Origin of the sequence: Arthrobacter sp. NEB 688, assembly GCF_013201035.1 — a bacterium.
GTDB lineage: Bacteria > Actinomycetota > Actinomycetes > Actinomycetales > Dermatophilaceae > Phycicoccus.
This window is the reverse complement of the sequence record NZ_CP053707.1, coordinates 4,042,154-4,059,470: the sequence shown is the minus strand read 5'-3', so window position 1 is coordinate 4,059,470 and position 17,317 is coordinate 4,042,154. Positions and strand designations below refer to the sequence as shown.

13 protein-coding genes are annotated in these 17,317 nt (G+C 74.0%); 7 read left to right on the top strand and 6 right to left on the bottom strand.

The features are described from left to right. Positions 1 to 104 precede the first annotated feature (104 nt). The gene (locus HL663_RS19000) at positions 105 to 1,541 is read left to right on the top strand and encodes a hypothetical protein (protein WP_173029889.1); all 1,437 of its coding nucleotides are present in this window, start codon (positions 105 to 107) and stop codon (positions 1,539 to 1,541) included. Beyond that, positions 1,538 to 2,383 (top strand): sulfotransferase family protein, encoded by an 846-nt coding sequence (locus HL663_RS18995; protein WP_173029888.1) that lies wholly within the window; start codon positions 1,538 to 1,540, stop codon positions 2,381 to 2,383. Before HL663_RS19000 ends, HL663_RS18995 begins: the two co-directional genes overlap by 4 nt. Before the next feature lie 21 nt (positions 2,384 to 2,404). Here HL663_RS18995 and HL663_RS18990 read toward each other — a convergent pair whose 3' ends face one another. Together HL663_RS18990 and HL663_RS18985 are read right to left on the bottom strand one after the other, a co-directional pair. Next, entirely contained in the window at positions 2,405 to 3,277 is an 873-nt protein-coding gene (locus HL663_RS18990) for a sulfotransferase (protein WP_173029887.1), read from the bottom strand. Positions 3,278 to 3,388: 111 nt separating this feature from the next. Further along, the gene (locus tag HL663_RS18985) at positions 3,389 to 4,669 is read right to left on the bottom strand and encodes a glycosyltransferase (RefSeq protein WP_173029886.1); all 1,281 of its coding nucleotides are present in this window, start codon (positions 4,667 to 4,669) and stop codon (positions 3,389 to 3,391) included. Between the two features lie 343 nt (positions 4,670 to 5,012). Between HL663_RS18985 and HL663_RS18980 the strand changes: the two genes are divergently transcribed. From HL663_RS18980 to HL663_RS18970, 3 genes are all read left to right on the top strand, one after another. After that, positions 5,013 to 6,524: an O-antigen ligase family protein gene (locus HL663_RS18980; RefSeq protein ID WP_173029885.1), complete on the top strand. Its 1,512-nt coding sequence runs from the start codon at positions 5,013 to 5,015 to the stop codon at positions 6,522 to 6,524. Further along, positions 6,511 to 8,127, top strand: a complete 1,617-nt coding sequence (locus tag HL663_RS18975) for an oligosaccharide flippase family protein (RefSeq protein ID WP_173029884.1) — start codon at positions 6,511 to 6,513, stop codon at positions 8,125 to 8,127. The genes HL663_RS18980 and HL663_RS18975 overlap by 14 nt, the downstream gene beginning before the upstream one ends. A 238-nt stretch (positions 8,128 to 8,365) precedes the next feature. After that, positions 8,366 to 9,730: a NosD domain-containing protein gene (locus HL663_RS18970; RefSeq protein ID WP_173029883.1), complete on the top strand. Its 1,365-nt coding sequence runs from the start codon at positions 8,366 to 8,368 to the stop codon at positions 9,728 to 9,730. A gap of 349 nt (positions 9,731 to 10,079) precedes the next feature. On the opposite strand, the gene HL663_RS18965 is transcribed toward HL663_RS18970, so the two are convergent. Both HL663_RS18965 and HL663_RS18960 read right to left on the bottom strand, forming a co-directional pair. Then, a complete protein-coding gene (locus HL663_RS18965) occupies positions 10,080 to 11,177 on the bottom strand; it encodes a Wzz/FepE/Etk N-terminal domain-containing protein (protein WP_173029882.1) in 1,098 nt (365 codons plus the stop codon). 168 nt (positions 11,178 to 11,345) lie between these two features. Continuing rightward, positions 11,346 to 12,182 carry a sulfotransferase domain-containing protein gene (locus tag HL663_RS18960; protein WP_173029881.1) on the bottom strand — a complete coding sequence of 279 codons (837 nt, stop codon included), beginning with the start codon at positions 12,180 to 12,182 and terminating at the stop codon, positions 11,346 to 11,348. 428 nt (positions 12,183 to 12,610) lie between these two features. Between HL663_RS18960 and HL663_RS18955 the strand changes: the two genes are divergently transcribed. Both HL663_RS18955 and HL663_RS18950 read left to right on the top strand, forming a co-directional pair. Further along, a complete protein-coding gene (locus tag HL663_RS18955; RefSeq protein WP_286176074.1) occupies positions 12,611 to 13,792 on the top strand; it encodes a glycosyltransferase family 4 protein in 1,182 nt (393 codons plus the stop codon). Further along, on the top strand, positions 13,793 to 14,536 hold the full coding sequence (locus HL663_RS18950) for a hypothetical protein (protein WP_173029879.1): 744 nt from the start codon (positions 13,793 to 13,795) through the stop codon (positions 14,534 to 14,536). It abuts the gene before it with no gap. A 55-nt stretch (positions 14,537 to 14,591) separates the two neighbouring features. Here the strand turns inward: HL663_RS18950 and HL663_RS18945 are convergent, their stop codons facing one another. Together HL663_RS18945 and HL663_RS18940 are read right to left on the bottom strand one after the other, a co-directional pair. After that, complete coding sequence (locus HL663_RS18945; protein ID WP_173029878.1) at positions 14,592 to 15,350, bottom strand: phosphatase PAP2 family protein; 759 nt, start codon at positions 15,348 to 15,350, stop codon at positions 14,592 to 14,594. Positions 15,351 to 15,475: 125 nt separating this feature from the next. Beyond that, on the bottom strand, positions 15,476 to 17,149 hold the full coding sequence (locus HL663_RS18940) for a hypothetical protein (RefSeq protein WP_173026459.1): 1,674 nt from the start codon (positions 17,147 to 17,149) through the stop codon (positions 15,476 to 15,478). Positions 17,150 to 17,317 lie beyond the last annotated feature (168 nt).

Below are 17,317 nucleotides of genomic sequence, written 5' to 3'. Positions count from 1 at the left end.
ATAGTGGGGACTCCGGCACCGCCAGAGGGGTTCTGCACCGCTCGTACGCAGCAGCAGGACGTGGGGGGACCCCGTCCACGACAAGGACCGAGACCGTCGCCGCCATGACCCGCCCCCGCAGGACCGCCGTCGTCGCGGCGCTCGCCGCCCTGCTCGTCGGCCTCTCGGGGTGCACGACCGAGCCGGAGCCGGTCCCGACGCCGGTCCCCATGCCGACCCACGCGTCGACGCCGCTCGGCGCCAAGTGGGTGTGGAGCGACTTCGACCGGATCAAACCCGCCCTCGGGGAGCTGACGGGCGGCCACACCTACGTCGAGGTCGTCCTGTGCGACGTCCAGCCGTCCCGGGGCGAGTTCGACTGGTCGACACCCGACTCCTTCGTCCAGCGGGCCCGCGGCATCGGCGTGGGCAGCCTCGTCAAGCTGCGGACCGGGCGGTGCTGGGCGACCCCGGGCACCGCGAAGTTCGCCCGGGGACAGGGCGTCACCGAGTCGACGCTGCCGCGGGACATGGACGTCTACACCGACTTCGTCCAGCGAGCCGTCCGGCGCTACGCGGCGCTCGGGGTGACGGAGTTCGCCGTCGAGAACGAGGTCAACAGCCCGAGCTTCTGGGACGGGACCCCGCAGGACTACGCGGTGCTCGCGCGCGCCGCCGCCCGGGCCGTCCACGCGGCCGACCCCGATGCCGTCGTCGTCGACGGCGCCGTGAGCAGCGCGGGCGCCGGGTACGCGCTCGTCGCCTCCCTCCTCGCCGCCGGTCGGGACGCCGAGGCCCTGAGCACCTACCGCACGTACTACGCGCGGCGCTTCGGCACCCGCGAGGGCGACGCGGCCATCGACGACGTCTCGACCGTCGCCGGCCTGCGGGCCGAGCTGGCCAGGCCCGGGCCGTCCTCGATGGTGCGCTTCACCGACGCGATCGACGGCCTCTTCCGCGAAGGGGTCTTCCAGGTCCGCCAGGTCCACTTCTACGAGCCCTGGCAGGCGCTGCCGGCGATGCTCGCCTTCGTCCGCGCGCGCACCCCCGAGGGCGTGCCGCTCGAGCTGTGGGAGCTCGGCATCTACGACGAGGACCGCTCGCCGGCCGCGGGGGAGCGGACCGCCGAGGTCGTCAAGTCGACCGTCATCGCCCTCGGGGCCGGGGTCCGCAAGGTTCTCTGGCTGCCGTTCCTCGACAACCCGGACGGCCGGCAGGGACAGAACCTCCACGGCCTCCTGACCGCCTCGGGTGACGTGCGGGGCGCCTTCAGCGCGTTCGCGCTCGTCTCGCGGGCGGCGGCCGACGACGCCCCGGTCGCCGGCGTGCGGCGCGCCGGCCTCGCGGGAGCGACCTTCGGCTCCACGCGGCCGACCGTCGTCGCCTGGGCGACCGGCGGCAGCGTCCGGGTCCCCACCGTCCCGGGCGCCACCGGGGAGGTGCTCGACGGTGACACCACCGTCGGCGCCACCTCCCCGGCTGCCACCACCGTGACCGGGCAACCGGTCCTCATCACCACCACCACCGGCCCCGCGTCAGCCCTCGAGGAGATCACGCAGTGAGCGACCCCCGGAGCACCACCCCGTCCGTCGACCCATCCCGCCTGGTGTTCGTCGGAGGGCTGCACCGCAGCGGCACGACGCCGTTCGCCCGCATCCTCGGGGAGCACCCGGAGGTCAGCGGCCTCGAGGGCACCGGAGTGATCGAGGACGAGGGCCAGCACCTCCAGGACGTCTACCCGCCGGGGACGACGTACGGCGGCTCGGGCCACTTCGCCCGCGACCCGCGGGCGCACCTGACCGAGGCCAGCGAGCTCGCGACACCGGCCAACGCCGAGCGCCTCCTCGCCGCCTGGACGCCGTACTGGGACCTGGGTCGCGACCGGCTCGTCGAGAAGTCGCCGCCGAACATGACCAAGAGCCGTCTGCTGCAGGCGCTCTTCCCCGGGGCGCGGTTCGTCATGGTCGTGCGCCACCCCGTGACGGTCGCGCTGTCCACCCGCAAGTGGACGCACTTCGTCTCGCGCGACCCCCGGAAGTTCGCGAGCCTCGCCGACCTCGTCGGCCACTGGCTCGTCGCCCACCGCATCCTGCGCGAGGACCTGCCGCACCTCGAGCACGTCCACGTCGTCCGGTACGAGGAGCTCGTCCGGGACCCCGGCGCCACCTTCGAGGCCGTCCGGTCCTTCCTCGGCCTCACCGGGCCGATCCCGACCGACACCGTGCGGGGCGCCGCGAGCGACGTCTACGAGCGGGCGTGGGAGTCCTACCGGCGCCCCGTGCGTCCGGGGGGCCTCCAGCGCTCCCTCATCACCCGGCGCTTCGGCGCCGAGATCGCCGAGTACGGCTACGACCTCGACGACCTCATGGCCTACGACCCGCGGCCGGGCACGCACCTCGCCTGAGCGAGAGGCGCTCCCGCGCCGTCAGCGGGCGCGGACCCGGTAGCCGAACCGGCGCAGGCCGGGGAGGCAGAGGGCCGTCACGGCCCAGCGCTGCACCATCGGCATGGCGGTGCGCCACTCGTCGTCGCGACGTACGCGCACCGCGCCGGCGTCGAGGCGGTCCGGGTTGCCGGCGACCGAGTGCGTCGGGCTCAGGTGGATCGACGCGCCCTCGACGAGGCCGTCGGGGACGGTCGTGCCGAGCGCCTGGGCGATGCGGGCCAGCTCGGCCGCGGGGTCGTCGACGAAGTCCTCGTAGCGCACCGTCATCCGCCGCTCCTGCGGCCACCAGCGGGGGACCATGAGGTTCCAGAGCACCCAGATGACCGAGCTGCGCACGACCGAGATGCGCGGCATCCGCGCGCTGTCGGCGGCGTCGCGGGTCGCCTTGCTCCGGCGCCACGAGAAGGCGGTCGCGCGGGGGTCGCGGACGACGTGGACGAGGAAGACGTCGACCCCCGGCAGGCCGTCGAGCAGGCGGGCGTACGGAGGGAGCTTCGAGGAGTCGACGACGGCCCGCTCCGCCCCCGGGCGGGCGGCGAGCGCGTGGTAGAGGTCGGCGATGACGGGGTCGTCGGCGTGGGGGAGGACCTCCGGGCGCCCGCGCAGGCGCCGCAGCTCCATCGCCGGCACCGAGCGCACCCGCAGCCGGGCGTCGATGCGCTCGGCGGTCCCCGCGGCGTCGAGCGGCGGTCGGCCGGAGCCGACCTCGGCCATGACGTCCTGCCAGAAGGGACACTCGGAGAACGGTCTGCCGCAGCCGCACAGGTGGTTCGCGGCGGCGCCACGGCCCCAGGTGTAGCGGGCCTCGCCGACGGACAGGCAGCCCGGCAGCTGGCCGATGACGTTGCTCACGAGGGTGCTGCCGCTGCGTCCGGTCCCGGCGACGAAGGCGACCCGGGCACGACCGCGCGAGGTGGTGGAGCCGGTGTGCTCCTCGGCCGGCCAGGTGGCGTCGGCGATGGCTCAGCCCTCCGTCGTGGTGTCGGCGCGGCCACCAGCGGCGGCTCGGCGCGCCTCATCATAGACAGCGGCCAACCCGGCGAGATGGACCTCGCCGGTGAACTCGGCGTCGAACCGGCCGCGGGCCCGCGTCCCCATCGCGCGGGTCTCCTCCGGGTCGGCCGCCAGCTCCCCGAGCACGCGCGCGAGCGCCGCGGGGTCGTTCGGCGGGACGACGCGCCCCTCGACCCCGTCGTGGACGAGCTCGGGCATCCCGCCGAGCGCGGTCGCGACGACGGGCGTCGACGCGGCGAAGGACTCGAGGATGGTCATCGGCTGGTTCTCGTACCAGCGGGAGGGCACGACCATCGCCCGCGAGCGCGCGACGAGGCCGGCGACCGCGGCCTTGTCGAGCCGGCCGTGGAAGTGCACGCGGCCCGGCGCGACCCGCGCCGCGAGCTCCTCGAGGATGGCGCGCGAGGGGCCGTCGCCCGCGACGTCGAGCTCGACGCCGGTCGGGGTCGCCCCCAGCGCCTCGACGAGGGTGTCGACGCCCTTCTCGGGGGACAGGCGCCCGGCGAAGACGAACCGGGCGGGGTCGCCCGGCGCCGCGGGGGCCGGCGGGACGGGCGCGACGTCGTCGAGCGAGACGACGTTGGCCAGGGTGACGATGCGCTCCGGGGCCATCCCGGCGCGGAGCATCATCGTGCGCAGGAAGTGGCTCGGGCTGACGAAGCGGTCGACCCCGTCGTAGGCGTGCAGCCGGCGGTGCAGGCCCGACTCGACGGCGAGCACCGCGCTCGCCCCGAGGGAGCCGGACTTGCAGCGCTCGCGCACGGCGTTGAGGGTGCTGCCGCCGACGCACCGCTCGCAGATCTCCCCGTGGCTGAGGAGCTGGTAGCTCGGGCACGCGAGCTTGTAGTCGTGCAGGGTCATGACCGACGGGATGCCGCGGGAGCGCACGGGGCGCAGCACCGACGGCGAGAGCTGGTGGTAGACGTTGTGGAAGTGCACGAGGTCCGGGCGGAACCGGTCGAGGGCGCGCGCGAGGCCGCGGCCGCTCGCGGGCGACCACACCATCCGGGCGGAGGCGGCGAGCCCGGCGAGGCCGCCGGGCGCGGGCTCGAGCTCGACGTGGGGGGCGAAGGTGTCGGCCAGCGGCAGGCCGGGGAGGTTGTCGGGGTGGGTCATCCCCCAGACCTCGACCTCGTGGCCCGCGTCGCGCTGGAGCGCGCCGACGTCGAGCATGTAGCCCTCGGCGCCGCCCCGGCGGTAGAGGAACTTGTTGACGTGAAGGATGCGCATGGCGGCTGGCGACCCGGACTTCCCTTGAGCGGGTGCGAAGGCACCCTGGTGCGGCACCGGCCCCTGCCGGCGGTGCCACCCGTCTGGCCCCACCCTGCCACGCGGGGACGCCCTCGCGTCCGGGAACGGGAGACACCGGGCGGGTACCCCTTCACGCCGATCCGGCCCGGGCGCGGCGACGGGCCCGTACAGTAGGCTGGAGTGTGCCGTGCAGGGGCCACCAGGGGAGTCGTCACGATCGGCCCCTGCCTCGCCGCAGCCCGGTGCTCGTTGTCGAAACCGAACGACCCGCGCGAGACCGGTGCGTCGGCCCCCGGGCCGTTCCACCCGGTGAGGACATGTTGTGACCGTCGAGCTCCCCGTCGCCCTGCGACGCCCGTCCGCGGCGTCCCTCGAGCCGACGTGGAACCGCACCGTCACCACCGGCCTCGTGGCCCTCGCCGTCGTCGCCTCGGTCACGAGCGGCTACGGCATCCTCACGGGCTCGAGCCGGCTCGCGGTGCTGCCGCTGGCGGCCGTCGTCGGCCTCGCCCTGGTCTTCGTCGCCGCGACCCGCTTCAGCTGGTTCATCCTGCTGCTGCTCGCGATCCGGGCCGGCACCGACGCGCTCAAGCTGAGCGGCAGCGACGCCGGCTCGACGGCGTCCAACACCGTGAGCGCCCGCGGGCTGGACCCGTCGAGCATCATCGGCGTGCTCTTCCTCGTCTTCGCGCTGCTCTGGCTCGCGGCGAGCTTCTACGCGCACGGCTCGCGCAACTTCTCGTCGGTGAGCACGATGCTCGTCGCCCTCCTCGCGGCCGGGGCCTTCAGCGTGCTCGGCTCCAGCCACGTGCAGGCCAGCGTCCTGCAGCTGGCCCGGCTCACCTCGGCCGTCATGATGTACCTCGTCCTCGAGCGGCTCATCGTCGACCGGCGGATGCTGCGCCGCGTCCTCGCCGCGTGCTTCGTCTCGCTCGTCGTCCCCCTGGGGTACACCGTCGTCGGGCTGCTCACCGGTGACGCCTCGGCCGAGGTCAAGGGCGGCTTCACCCGGCTGACCGGGACCTTCACGCAGTCCAACGACTACGCCCGCTACCTCTGCTTCCTCGTCCTCCTCGGGGTCGCGGTCCTGCCGTACGTCAGCCGGAGCTCCAAGCGCCTCCTCGCCCCGCTCCTCGCGGTCGCCGGGGTCTTCCTCCTCATGACGCTCACCCTCGGCGCGATCGGCGCCACTGCCGCAGGCATGGTCCTCATCGCCCTCCTGCAGCGCCGGTACGGCCTGCTCGGCCTGCTCGTCGTCGCGGGCATCGGGGCCGTGGTCCTCGCGCCGGGGCTCCTCGGCCGCCTGACCGAGAGCACGACCGGCTCGGAGCTCGGCGGGGGAGCGACGGGCAACTCGCTCTCGTGGCGCCTCGGCTACTGGGCCAGCCTGCTGACGATCAACAAGAACAACCCGATCACCGGCATCGGCCTCAACGCCACGCAGTACTACACCGAGTCGGCCAAGCAGCCGCACAACGACTACCTCCAGGCCTACGTCGAGACCGGCATCGTCGGGCTGCTCGCCTACCTGGGCCTCATCGTCGCGATGCTCGTGGTCACCGCCCGGGCGGTCCGCCGGACCCAGCGCGGGACCCTCGAGTGGGGCGTGGCCGGCGGCGCCCTCGTCTGCGTCGTCATGTTCGCGGTGATGAGCGTCGCGGCCAACGTCATCCAGAGCGTCGCGATCTTCTGGTACGTCCTGGCGATCACCGCCTGCGCGTCCGCGGCCGGCTCGCTGGCGGCCCGTGAGTCACGCTCCGGCGTGGGGCCGGCGGCCGGGACCACGGCCGGGACCCCGACGGCGCGCGTCGAGCCGGCGCATGCCCCGGCCTGACGACGCGGCGGCACCCGTGGCCGCCCGCACGGCCGACGACCCCACGGCCGACGACCCCACGGCCGAACGCCCCGTCCGCGGCGCGGGGGGCGGCGACGACGTGCGGCGGATGGCCCGCGGCGGCGGCCTCAACATCGTCGGCGCCGCCTTCAGCCAGGGCTCGCTCTTCGTCATCATGCTCGTCCTGGCCCTGGGTACCTCCGGAGCCGACGTCGGCCGGTACTCGATGTGCTACGCGCTGCTGACGATCCTCACCCTCGTCGCCCTCGGCGGCGTGCGCGCGACGATGACCCGCTTCGTCGCCATGCGGCTCGCCGACGCCGACCCCGGCGCCGTCCGCGGCACGATCCGGCTCGGGATGGGCGTCGCCGTCGGTGGCAGCATCGCCGTCTCGCTCGCCCTGGCCCTGCTCGCGGGCCGCGTCGCGGACCTGCTCCAGGAGCCCGGGCTGCGCGAGGGCATCCTCCTCGTCGCCCTCGCGGTCAGCGCCGCGACCGTCCAGGGCGCGGCGCTCGCGGCGACGCAGGGATGGCGCAGCCAACGCGCCTTCACGCTCATCGGCCAGATCCTCGACCCCGGCCTGCGCCTGGTCCTCACGGTCCTCGCCGTGCTGCTCGGGTACGGCCTCATGGGCGCCCTGTGGGCGCTCGTCGTCTCCTCGTGGACCGCGGCGCTCCTCGCCGTCGTCGTCCTCGTCCGGCGGCTGCGCCGCGTCGAGCGCGCCCGCCCCACCTACACGCCCCGTCCGATGGCCTCCTTCGCCGTCGTCAGCTGGGGCTCGACCCTCGCGACGACGGGCCTGGTCTGGACCGACACGCTCATCCTCGGCCACCTCGCCTCGGCGGAGGACGTCGGGACGTACACGGTCGCGACGCGGCTGGTCGGCCTCGCGATCTTCGTGCTCAACCCGATCAACTCGGCCTTCGTCCCGTCCGTGGCGCGCCTGCACCACCTGGGCGACCGCGCCGGCGTCGACGTCGCGTACGGCGCCGCGAACCGCTGGATCATCCGGCTCTCGGCCCCGGCGTTCGTCCTGCTCCTCGTCTTCCCCGACGACCTGCTCGGGATGTTCAGCGGCGGCTACGCGTCGGCGGCCGCCGTCACGGTCGTGCTCGCCGTGGGGCAGCTGGCCAACGCCGCCGCCGGACCGTGCGGGTCGGTCCTCAACATGACCGGTCACGTGCGGCTGAGCCTCGCCGACAACGTCGCCGCCCTCGTGCTCAACGTCGTGCTCAACCTCCTGCTCATCCCGCGGCTCGGGGTCCTCGGGGCCGCGCTCGCGTGGACGGTCTCCCTCGTCCTCGTCAACGGGGTCAAGTGGCTCCAGGTGCGGCGCCTCCTCGGCATCCGGGCCACGGGCACCGGCACAGGGGCGACCCTCGTCGCCGTGCTGCCGGCCGCGGCGCTCGCCGTGGGCCTCGGCCTGGTCCTCGACGGCGCCGCGGCGGTGCTGCTCGTCGCGGCCCCGGCGGTGCTGCTCGTCTACGTCGCGATCCTCCTGCTGCGCGGCCTCGAGCCCGACGACCGGGCGATGCTCGACCAGGTGCTGCGCCGGGGCGGGCGCGGCCGCAGGGGCCGGTCGAGCGAGGCGTCGACCGTCTGACGAGACCGGCGTCTCAGGGGCTGCACAGCGACATCCTCCCTGCTCACAAGGGGTGCGGGCGACAAAAATGGCCGTTCGGCCGGGGCATTCGCCTGCCGACGAGGTATCGAATCGGCAACAGTTTGGTTAGCCTGCAGACTCCCTGCCAGCTGGATCCCGGCCATTCCCTGTGACGGCGTACCTGCGCGCCGTGGCTCGTTCGCGAGCGCCGGGCCCACGAACGAGATGACGATCCCCCATGCCGAAAACCTCTGTGAAGACGGCCGCGGTGCTCGCGTGCACGACGACGCTCGCGCTCGCCGCCACCACCCTCACCTCCACCCCCGCCAGCGCCGCCCCGGCCGGCTCGACCACCCTGGCGGCCGTCGCGGCCGCGACCCCGGCGAGCACCGGCGTGCGGCCGGCGCTGCCGACCGGGACGACCCGGACGGTCACCGTCAGCACGACCTCGCAGCTCAAGAGCGCGATCAGCGCCGCGACCCCGGGCACCGCGATCCTCCTGCACAAGGGCAGCTACGTCGGCCCCTTCGACATCCTCAGGTCGGGCACGTCGACCAACCCGATCTCGGTGCAGCCCTACGGTGACGGCGCGGTGACCCTGACGGCCAGCCTCGCGATGCCGAGCTGTGGCACGACCGGTCCCGACATCAACCGCACGGTGCGCTTCCGCCAGGCGGCCTCGTACTGGGCCTTCCAGAACCTCAACATCTCCGGCGGGGTCTACATCCCCGGCGCCGGCGTGCAGCACGCCTACGCGTGGATGCAGAAGTCCATCAAGAACAGCGACTGGCGCACCCTGCGGGCCGTCCCGGGCCGTGGCACCAACGACAAGGTGGCCGCGCGCAACGCGATCTCCTACGTCGCGGCCAAGGCCGGCGCGACGCTCAAGCCGATCGACGGCATCCAGCTCGTCGGGAACACGATCACCCGCAAGGGCGTCCACATCACGATGTCGCGCTACGGCGTCATCAAGGACAACACGATCACCGACATCGCGTGCGGCACCGGCCCGGGCATCTGGTTCGGCACCTACAGCGACGGCTGGACGGTCACCGGCAACACCCTCGCCCGCGTCGCCGCCTCGACGGTGAAGCACTACATGCAGGAGGGCATCCGCGTCGACAACGGCTCGAACTACAACGTCATCGACCGCAACCGGATCTCCGACCTGCCGGGCGACGGCCGCGCGTTCACGACCGACCAGACCGCCTCCTACAACCGGTTCACGAACAACACCGCGAGCAACGTCGCCATCGGGTTCAACGACCAGATGGCCGGCTGGGGCAACCTCTGGGACCACAACACGGTCACCGGCTACCGTTCGGCGGGCATCGCCTTCCGGATGATGGACGCGCCGCTCAAGACGCCGTCGATGGCCACGAGCACGAACGACTCGACCGTCACGTGCAACAGCCTCAGCGGCACCGGCGCCGGCCTGCAGATCGGCGCGATGATGAAGTCGCGGGTCGCGAACAACAAGATCGCCTCGACCAAGCTCGGCCCGAACGTCCCGTCCTACTGGGTCGCCCAGGGCAACACCTTCAACGGCAAGGCCGCCGTCCCCACCACGGGCGCGACCGCCATCCCCAGCGGGGCCTGCTGACGCAGGGTCCCACCACCGCCGACGGGGGCGGCCGACCGCAGGTGGTCGGCCGCCCCCGTCGGCGTCCCGCGGGCGTGCGGCCGAGCGGGTGGCTGCGCCGGCGCGGGGCGTGCGCCGGACGCGTGCCCCGTCGGACGCGGGGCTCCTGCCCGCTCACCCGCCCGGCGGAGGCGAGGGCTCCCCGGGGAGGATGGTGCGCGAGGCACGGTCCGGCGGTCGCGCGTCGCCGGGACCGCCGGACGACCACGGGCCCCGACCCGACGTGCACCGGCCCCGCACGCGACGACCCCGCCCGGTGCACCCGGGCGGGGTCGTGACGTGCGCGGCCGCAGCCGGCGCGGGGTCGACCCTACGCGTCGACCATCGAGGGCGTGCGCTCGGTGCTGTCCTCGTGCCGGTCCGCGGGGGCGGCGGTGGCCTTCGAGTGGCGCCCGGAGCGGCCGGCGACCGGCGCGGGCTCCGCGTCGACCTCGGTCGACGACGCGACCTCGGGGGCGTGCTCCTCGGTGTTCTCCTGGCGGCGGACCGCGGCGACGAACTCGAAGAGGGCGATGACGATGATCGCGAAGAGCACCGATGCCCCGAACACCGGGACGACGAGCTGGACGATGCTGACGCCGGTGCGGTCCGGGGAGGCGACGGTCGTGGTGATGACGTCCGGGTCGGAGGCCGCGGTCGCCTGGACCTGCACCTTGCGCTGGTCGCCGAGGGCCGACTGGTAGGCCTCGTTGGCCAGGGTCTGGGCGTTGACGAGGGTGTTGTACTGCGGCAGCGTCGCCCCGATCTCGCGGGACTGCTTCTGGGCGGTCTCGATCGAGCTGCGGATGGCGTTGGCCGCGCTCTTGTCGCCGCTCGCGGCGTACGTCGCCTGAGTCTGCTGCAGCCAGGTCACCTGGCTGACGGCCGCGGTGTAGGCCGCCGACGGCTCGCCGACCCCGGCCTTGGTCACGTAGTCGTTGACCGCCTTGTTCGCGGCGTCGACGCCTCGGCGGGCGGCCTCGGCCTGCATGCCGGCGATCTTGCGCTGGGCGGAGTAGATGTTGACGAGGGCGTTCTTGGCCAGGGCGTGGGCCACCGGCTGCGACGCCTTCTCGCTCTCACCGCTGTAGGTGAGCGTGACGTTGCTGCTGGCGCCGACCTGGGCGACGTCGACGTTGTCGGTCAGCGCCTCGGTGCTGATGCCCGTCTCCTTGGCGGTCTGCGCGATGACCGTGGGGTCGGCCGCGCTCGCCGCGAACGCGCTGACGAACTGGTCGATCGCCTGGGGGCCGGTGAACTGGCTGTACTGCGCGCCGACGAGGCTCGGCGTGAGGACGGTCGCCGTCGAGGAGTAGGTGCGCGGGCTGAGGAGGCCGTAGGCGAGGGCCGCCCCGGCTGCGAGCAGCGGGACGAGGATGAGGATCCAGAGGCGGCGACGGGCCACCTTGAGGTAGTCGGCGATCTCCACGAGCACACTCCTGCTTGTCCAACACGGTCCGGGAGTGGTGGTGGATCGCTTCCCCTGCGTTCCTGCACGTCGCCCTTGATCATGGTAAGCGACGGGACCGCCCGCTGATGCGTCTTCTCGGGAACCTCCCAGCAAGTGGCCCGGGGGAGCGGCGGAGTCCCGGGAGCGTCAGGCGTCGGGCCAGCGCCAGTCGACGCCCGGCAGCGCGTAGAGCGCCTCGTTGCGCGGGGCGTAGTAGTCGCGCAGCCGCTGCAGCGTGGCGTCCGCGACGTCCGGCCGGGTCGCGGTGGCGTTGAGCGGCACGAGGTGGTCGAGGTGCACGGGCTCGAGCCCGAGGAAGCGCCACGCGAGCGCGAGCGTCCCGTTGGGGTCGGCGAACATCTGCTCGCTCTGGAGCACGAGGACGTCCTGCGGGTCGAAGAGGGTGTGCAGGTGGGCGATCTGCTCGGCGTAGTGCCCGCGGTGGAGGTAGCTCCAGTGGCGGTACGGGTACCCCTCGTAGGTGACGTCCTCGCGCAGGCGCTCGACCTCGCCGGCCAGACGCGACTCCTCGAGGTCGAGCGCGCGCTCGAGCGACTCGCTCTCGTGGCCCCGCTCGACCTCGTACCGGTAGTGGCTGAGGAGGCGGTCGACCGGCTCGCGCAGGACGGCGATGAGCTTGACGCCCGGGAGCTCGGCCTTGATCCGCTCCGGCGCCAGCGGGTGGAACATGTAGTACGGGCTGGCCTCGCCGGTGACGCGGAAGCCCGCGCTCGTCTTCTCGAACCGGCTCGCGTACCACGCCCGCCCACGCCGGAAGTTGGTGTCGAAGTAGTGGGTCCCCTTGCGCGCCAGGCACGGTGCGACATCGGGATGCTGCTCGAGCCAGTCGGCGAAGGACGTGGAGCCGCCCCGCTTCGTGCCGACGACGAGGTAGTCGGGGCGCATCCGGGAACCGGCGCGCGGCATCGGGCGCAGCGGCGCCAGCGCGTGGGCGACCTGCTTGCGCAGGGGGGTGGCGGGCATGGTGCTCCTTGCGTCCGGGACGCCCCGACTCTAGGCGGTCCGGGCCCCGAGCAGGAGGCGGCCCGGCGAAACGCGGCGTCCGGGCCCGGTCCGGCCGGCCCCGCGCGCGGGCCCGGCGCGCGCCGGTCCCGTCCAGATCCGCGGAACCCCTGCGCGGTCGGGACCTCCCGTCGTACAGTGGGCGGATTCGGGATCGGGAGCAGGGCCCGTCCCCGGGTGTCGTCGTCGTCCGGCAGGCCGCCCCGCGTGGCCGGCGGTCGACGACGTCCCGTGTCGGGCCCGGGTCCGGTCCACCGCTCGCTGGGGACAGGTGATGAGGGATGGGCGCTCGCAGGGCCCGCGCGGCGACACCGCCGGGCGAGCAGACCGGTCGACGGCGGCTCCTGACGCGGCGTGCCCGCCGGGCGCCACGACCCCTCCGGGTGGCGATGGTCGGCCAGAAGGGCGTCCCGGCGACCTTCGGCGGCATCGAGCACCACGTCGAGGAGCTCGGGGCGCGCCTCGCGGAGCAGGGGGTCGAGGTCACCGTCTACTGCCGGCGCTCCTACGCGGCGCAGGTCCCGCCCGAGCACCGGGGGATGCGCCTGGTCGTCACGCCGACCGTCGCGAGCAAGCACCTCGACGCCATCGTCCACAGCATCACCTCGACGGTGCACGCCGTCCTCGCCCGGGCCGACGTCGTCCACTACCACGCGCCCGGCCCCGGCCTCGCGGCCCCGCTGGCGCGCTACCTCTCGCCGTCCCGCGTCGTCCTCACCGTCCACGGCCTCGACCACGAGCGCGCCAAGTGGGCCGGGCTGGCCCGGCGGGTGCTCGGGCTCGCGTACTGGATGAGCGGGCACGTCCCGGACGCCGTCGTCACGGTGTCGCGGGCGCTGGCCGAGCGGTACGGCCACGACTTCGGGCGCAGCGCGACCTACATCCCGAACGGTGTCGCGCAGGCCAACCCGGGTGAGCCGCTCGGCCGGCTCGCGTCCGACCTCGGCCTCGAGCCGGGGCGCTACGTCCTCTTCGTCGGCCGGATGGTCCCCGAGAAGCGCCCGGACCTGCTCGTCGAGGCGGCCGCGATGCTGCCCGAGGGGGTGCGGATGGTGCTCGTGGGCGACTCCTCCTTCAGCGACGAGTACGTCGCCGACCTGCGCCGGGCGGCGGCGGCCGACGACCGCGTGGTCCTGCCCGGCTACCTCTACGGGCGCGAGCTGAGCGCGGTCTACGCGAACGCCGCGGTCTACGTGCAGCCCTCCGACGTCGAGGGCCTGCCGCTCACGCTGCTCGAGGCCCTGTCGTACGGCGTGCCGGTCGTCGCCAGCGACATCCCCCCGCACCTCGAGGTCCTCTCGGGGTGCACCTGCGGCGGGCACCGGACCTTCCCGGCCGGGGACGCCACGGCCCTCGGCCGCCAGCTGGCGGCGGTCCTGGGCGCCGACGGCGTGGACACCGGACGGGTGGCGACGGACTCCGCGGCGCTGCTCGCCCCCTACGACTGGGACGTCGCCGCCGACCAGCTGCACACGCTGTACCGGGGACTGGCCGGTGACCGGTCCGACGGTGGTGCTCGCGGCATCCCCGCCGGCCCCGACCCGGTGCGCACCGACGTGGCGGCGGGCTGAATGGCCAACGGCCCCAACGGGATCCGCCGGGTGGTGCACCGCGCGCGGCGGGCCGTGCTCGAGCGGACCGCGCGCCAGGGCACGGAGCCGGTCGACCTGGACTCGCTCATCTCGCCGCTGCGGTACGACGTCGTCGTCCGGGCGCGGCTCTTCGACCTCCTGGCGCAGGAGCCGGACCTCGGCGGGGACGCGCTCGTGCGGAGGGCCGCCGGCACGGCGTACGCCGACTGGTTCGTGCACGTCGAGTGTGCGCGGTTCTTCCCGGAGCTGCTGCAGGACAAGGCGGTCCGTGACGAGCGGTTCGCCGCCCGCGTGCACGGCGCGGCCCGGCTGCTGCGCTCGTTCGAGGAGCGCGGGTTCGACGCCGCCAGCCCGGTCACCCTCCTCACCGCGCCGGCGGGCACCGCGTCGGAGTCCGGCGCGCCGGCGCTCGGCGGCCTCCACATCGGCGACGGGTGCCACCGGGTCTCGCTCCTGCTGCGCGCGGGCGCGACCCTCGAGCCGTGGATGTACAAGGTGCGCCCGAGCCTCGGGCCGCTCGTCGACAACACCGCGGTGCTGCTGCGCCACGGGGCGCTCGACGAGCAGGAGTACGTGGCGTTCCTGGCGGCCCGCTTCCCCGTCGGCGGGGCGCGGACGGTGCAGGAGGCGCTCGCCACCGTCGAGGCGGTGGACGCCGGCGCGGCGCCCACCCTGCGGGCGGTCACCGACGCGCAGCGGCCAGGGGGCCCGGGGCGCGCGTGACCCGTGAGCGCCGGTGCGCCCCGCCGTCAGCGGGAGGCGCCCGGCGCCTCCCGCGTCAGCGGGTCGGTTCCGGGGCCGCGGGGACGGGCGAGGTGTGCGTGGTGTCGTCGGCGGCCGGCGTCGTGGAGCGTGGGCTCGGGTCGAAGGCGCGCACCGTGGCGGCGACGGCCGCGAGGAAGGCCCAGCCGACGATGATCCCGCCGATGATGTCGGTGAACCAGTGCTGGTTGAGGCGGCCGCGGAAGTACGCCTCGGCGACGCCGAGCGCGAAGACCACGGCGTAGCCGGCGAGCGTCCGGCCCCGCTCCCAGCGGCCGTAGTAGGACGCGAGGAACACCGCGGCGCCGGTCACCGTGACGATGCGCATGACGCCGCCGGACGGGAAGGCGCCGACGTTGGTGCCCAGCAGGGAGATCGCGTCCCGGTCGCGGTCGACGATCCACGCGACGCCGAACTGCATGACGCGCGAGACGATCCAGGTGAGCGGCAGCACGACGAGGGGCATCCACCAGCGCTGCCCACGCCGCCACAGCCAGACGGCGAGCCCGACCGCGAGGACGGCGGCGAGCCGCTGGGTCTGCCAGACGTTGCCCATCTTCGTCAGCGTCGAGAGGACGTCGGTCCAGTCGTTGGTGCCGGCGCGCTCGACGGCGTCGAAGACGGGGTGGTCGACGAGCGTCGTCAGCGACTTCGCGACGAAGCCGACGGCGATGCTGAGGACGGTGACCCCGGCGAGCCACACCACGGCCGTCCGCAGCCCGGCGACCCATCGCAGACCTGCGAGCCCCCGCTGCGGGGTCTGTGTCGTGTGCATGCCGCGACTCTAGGTGGCCGTGACCTGCGACGTGAACCCTTTCGCGGGTCCTGCTCGCACGCCGGACGGCCCCGGCCACCTCGCGGGTCTCGCGAGGGGCCGGGGCCGTCCGGTGCGGGTCGGTCCTACTGCACGTTGGCCTTGAGGCCCGCGTCGAACGCCGCGGCCTCCTCGACGGTGAAGTAGCCCCAGGCGGCGTGCTCGAACCAGCGGGCGCCCATCCGGACGGCCTCGTCGGTGGCCGAGCGGGCCACGTCGGCGGTCGGCTTGACGCTGCCGGCCGCGACGCCGGGGGCGAGCGTCGCCTGGAAGGCGATCGGGCGACCGAGGTCGGCACGCTTGTGCATCCAGCTGTAGAGGTTCGGCGCGGTGCTCAGGCTGCTCGCGGCGGCGGTCCAGTCACCGGCGCCCCAGCCGTAGTCGGTGAAGATGACGCGGCTGCCGTACTGGGCGTCCCAGGCGTTGGCCAGGCCGATGCCGTCGGCCCAGGTGCCCTTCTGCCCGCCGGCGACGGGGTAGGTGAACTGCCCGTGCAGGGGCATCTCGACGACGGTGTTCGGGAAGGCCTTGACGGTCGCGGCGAGCCCGGCGTTCTGGCTGGCGATGACCTTGTCCTTGGTCAGGCCGGCCGAGAAGAGGGCCGCGCCGGAGGCCGCGCCACCGGTGATCCACGGCTCGTCGTAGATGAGCGAGGTGCCGAACATGTTGACCGAGGCGACCCGGGCGTTGCCGTCGAACTTCGCGCCGAGGGCGGAGACGAAGCGCTCGTAGGCGGCCGTGTAGCGCGGCGTCCAGTACTGGCCGACGGAGGCGGTGATGCCGTCCTTCGCGTTGGTGACGTTCACGCTGCCGGCGGCGGTCTTGAGCCACGTGGGGGCGTACTGCCCACCCATGACGTGCACGCGGACGACGAGGGTGGGGTCGGAGGCCAGCAGGGTGCTGATCGGCGCCCAGTTGTAGACGCCCTCCTGCGGCTCGAGGTCGGCCCAGCGGACCTTGAGCCACTGCTGGTTGACGCCGCGGCGCAGGCGGTCGGTCGAGGTGGCGCCGTAGAGGCCGCCGTAGTTGGCCTTGGTGGCCGGGGCGGGTGCGGGCGGCGGGGGAGGCGTGGGGGTGGGCGTCGGCGTCGGGACCGGCGGCGGGGGAGGCGTCGGGGTGGGCGTCGGCGTCGGGGTGGGGGTGGGGGTCGGCGTCGGGGTGGGGGTCGGCGTGGGCGGCGGGGGCGTCGGCTGGCTGGGCGCCGGGGCGGTGACGGACGTCGAGACCACGTCGAGGCGGTCCAGGGCCCACGCGGTGCCGCCGCTCTGCGCGTTCTTCGTGCCGAGCACGGTGACGATCGCCGTGTGCCGGCCCTGGGCCAGCTTGTCGCCGGCGTACAGGACGGTCTGCGTCAGCAGGTTCGTCCGGTAGGCGTCGACCGTCGTGGCGCGGCCGCCGTCGACCGAGACGCTCGCCTCGCCGAAGTAGCGGCCCCGGGGCCCGTAGAGGACGAGCTGCGACCCGGTGAAGCTGATCTCGATGCGGGAGCCCTTCTGGCCCGTGTAGTGCGTGCCCGCGTAGGCGGCCGTGTCGGCCTGCTTCCACGTGCCGACGTACGAGAGGGCGGCTCGGCTGGTGGGGGCGGCGGAGTCCTCGACGGAGACCACGGTGGTCGTCGTCGACTGCCGGGACGCTCCCGGGTTCGAGATGGGTCGGGCGGCGGCACTTCCGGCGACGGCCACCCCGAGGGTGGCGAGCACGGCGAGTGAGCCGATGGTGGTGGCCGCGCTCCGGCGGCACGGGGACATGGCGGTACCCATGGCTGATCTACCTTCTTGGCGCCTCCGGGTGTTGACTCCCCTACCGGTCGGACACCCGGGATCGCGCTTGACGCCTCGGGTGCAGGGATGGCGCGATCTGATGGGAAAACTACGCGCGGGATCTTCTGCGCACGTGGGTTGTTGGGATCATTCGGCCGTTCGTCGCGC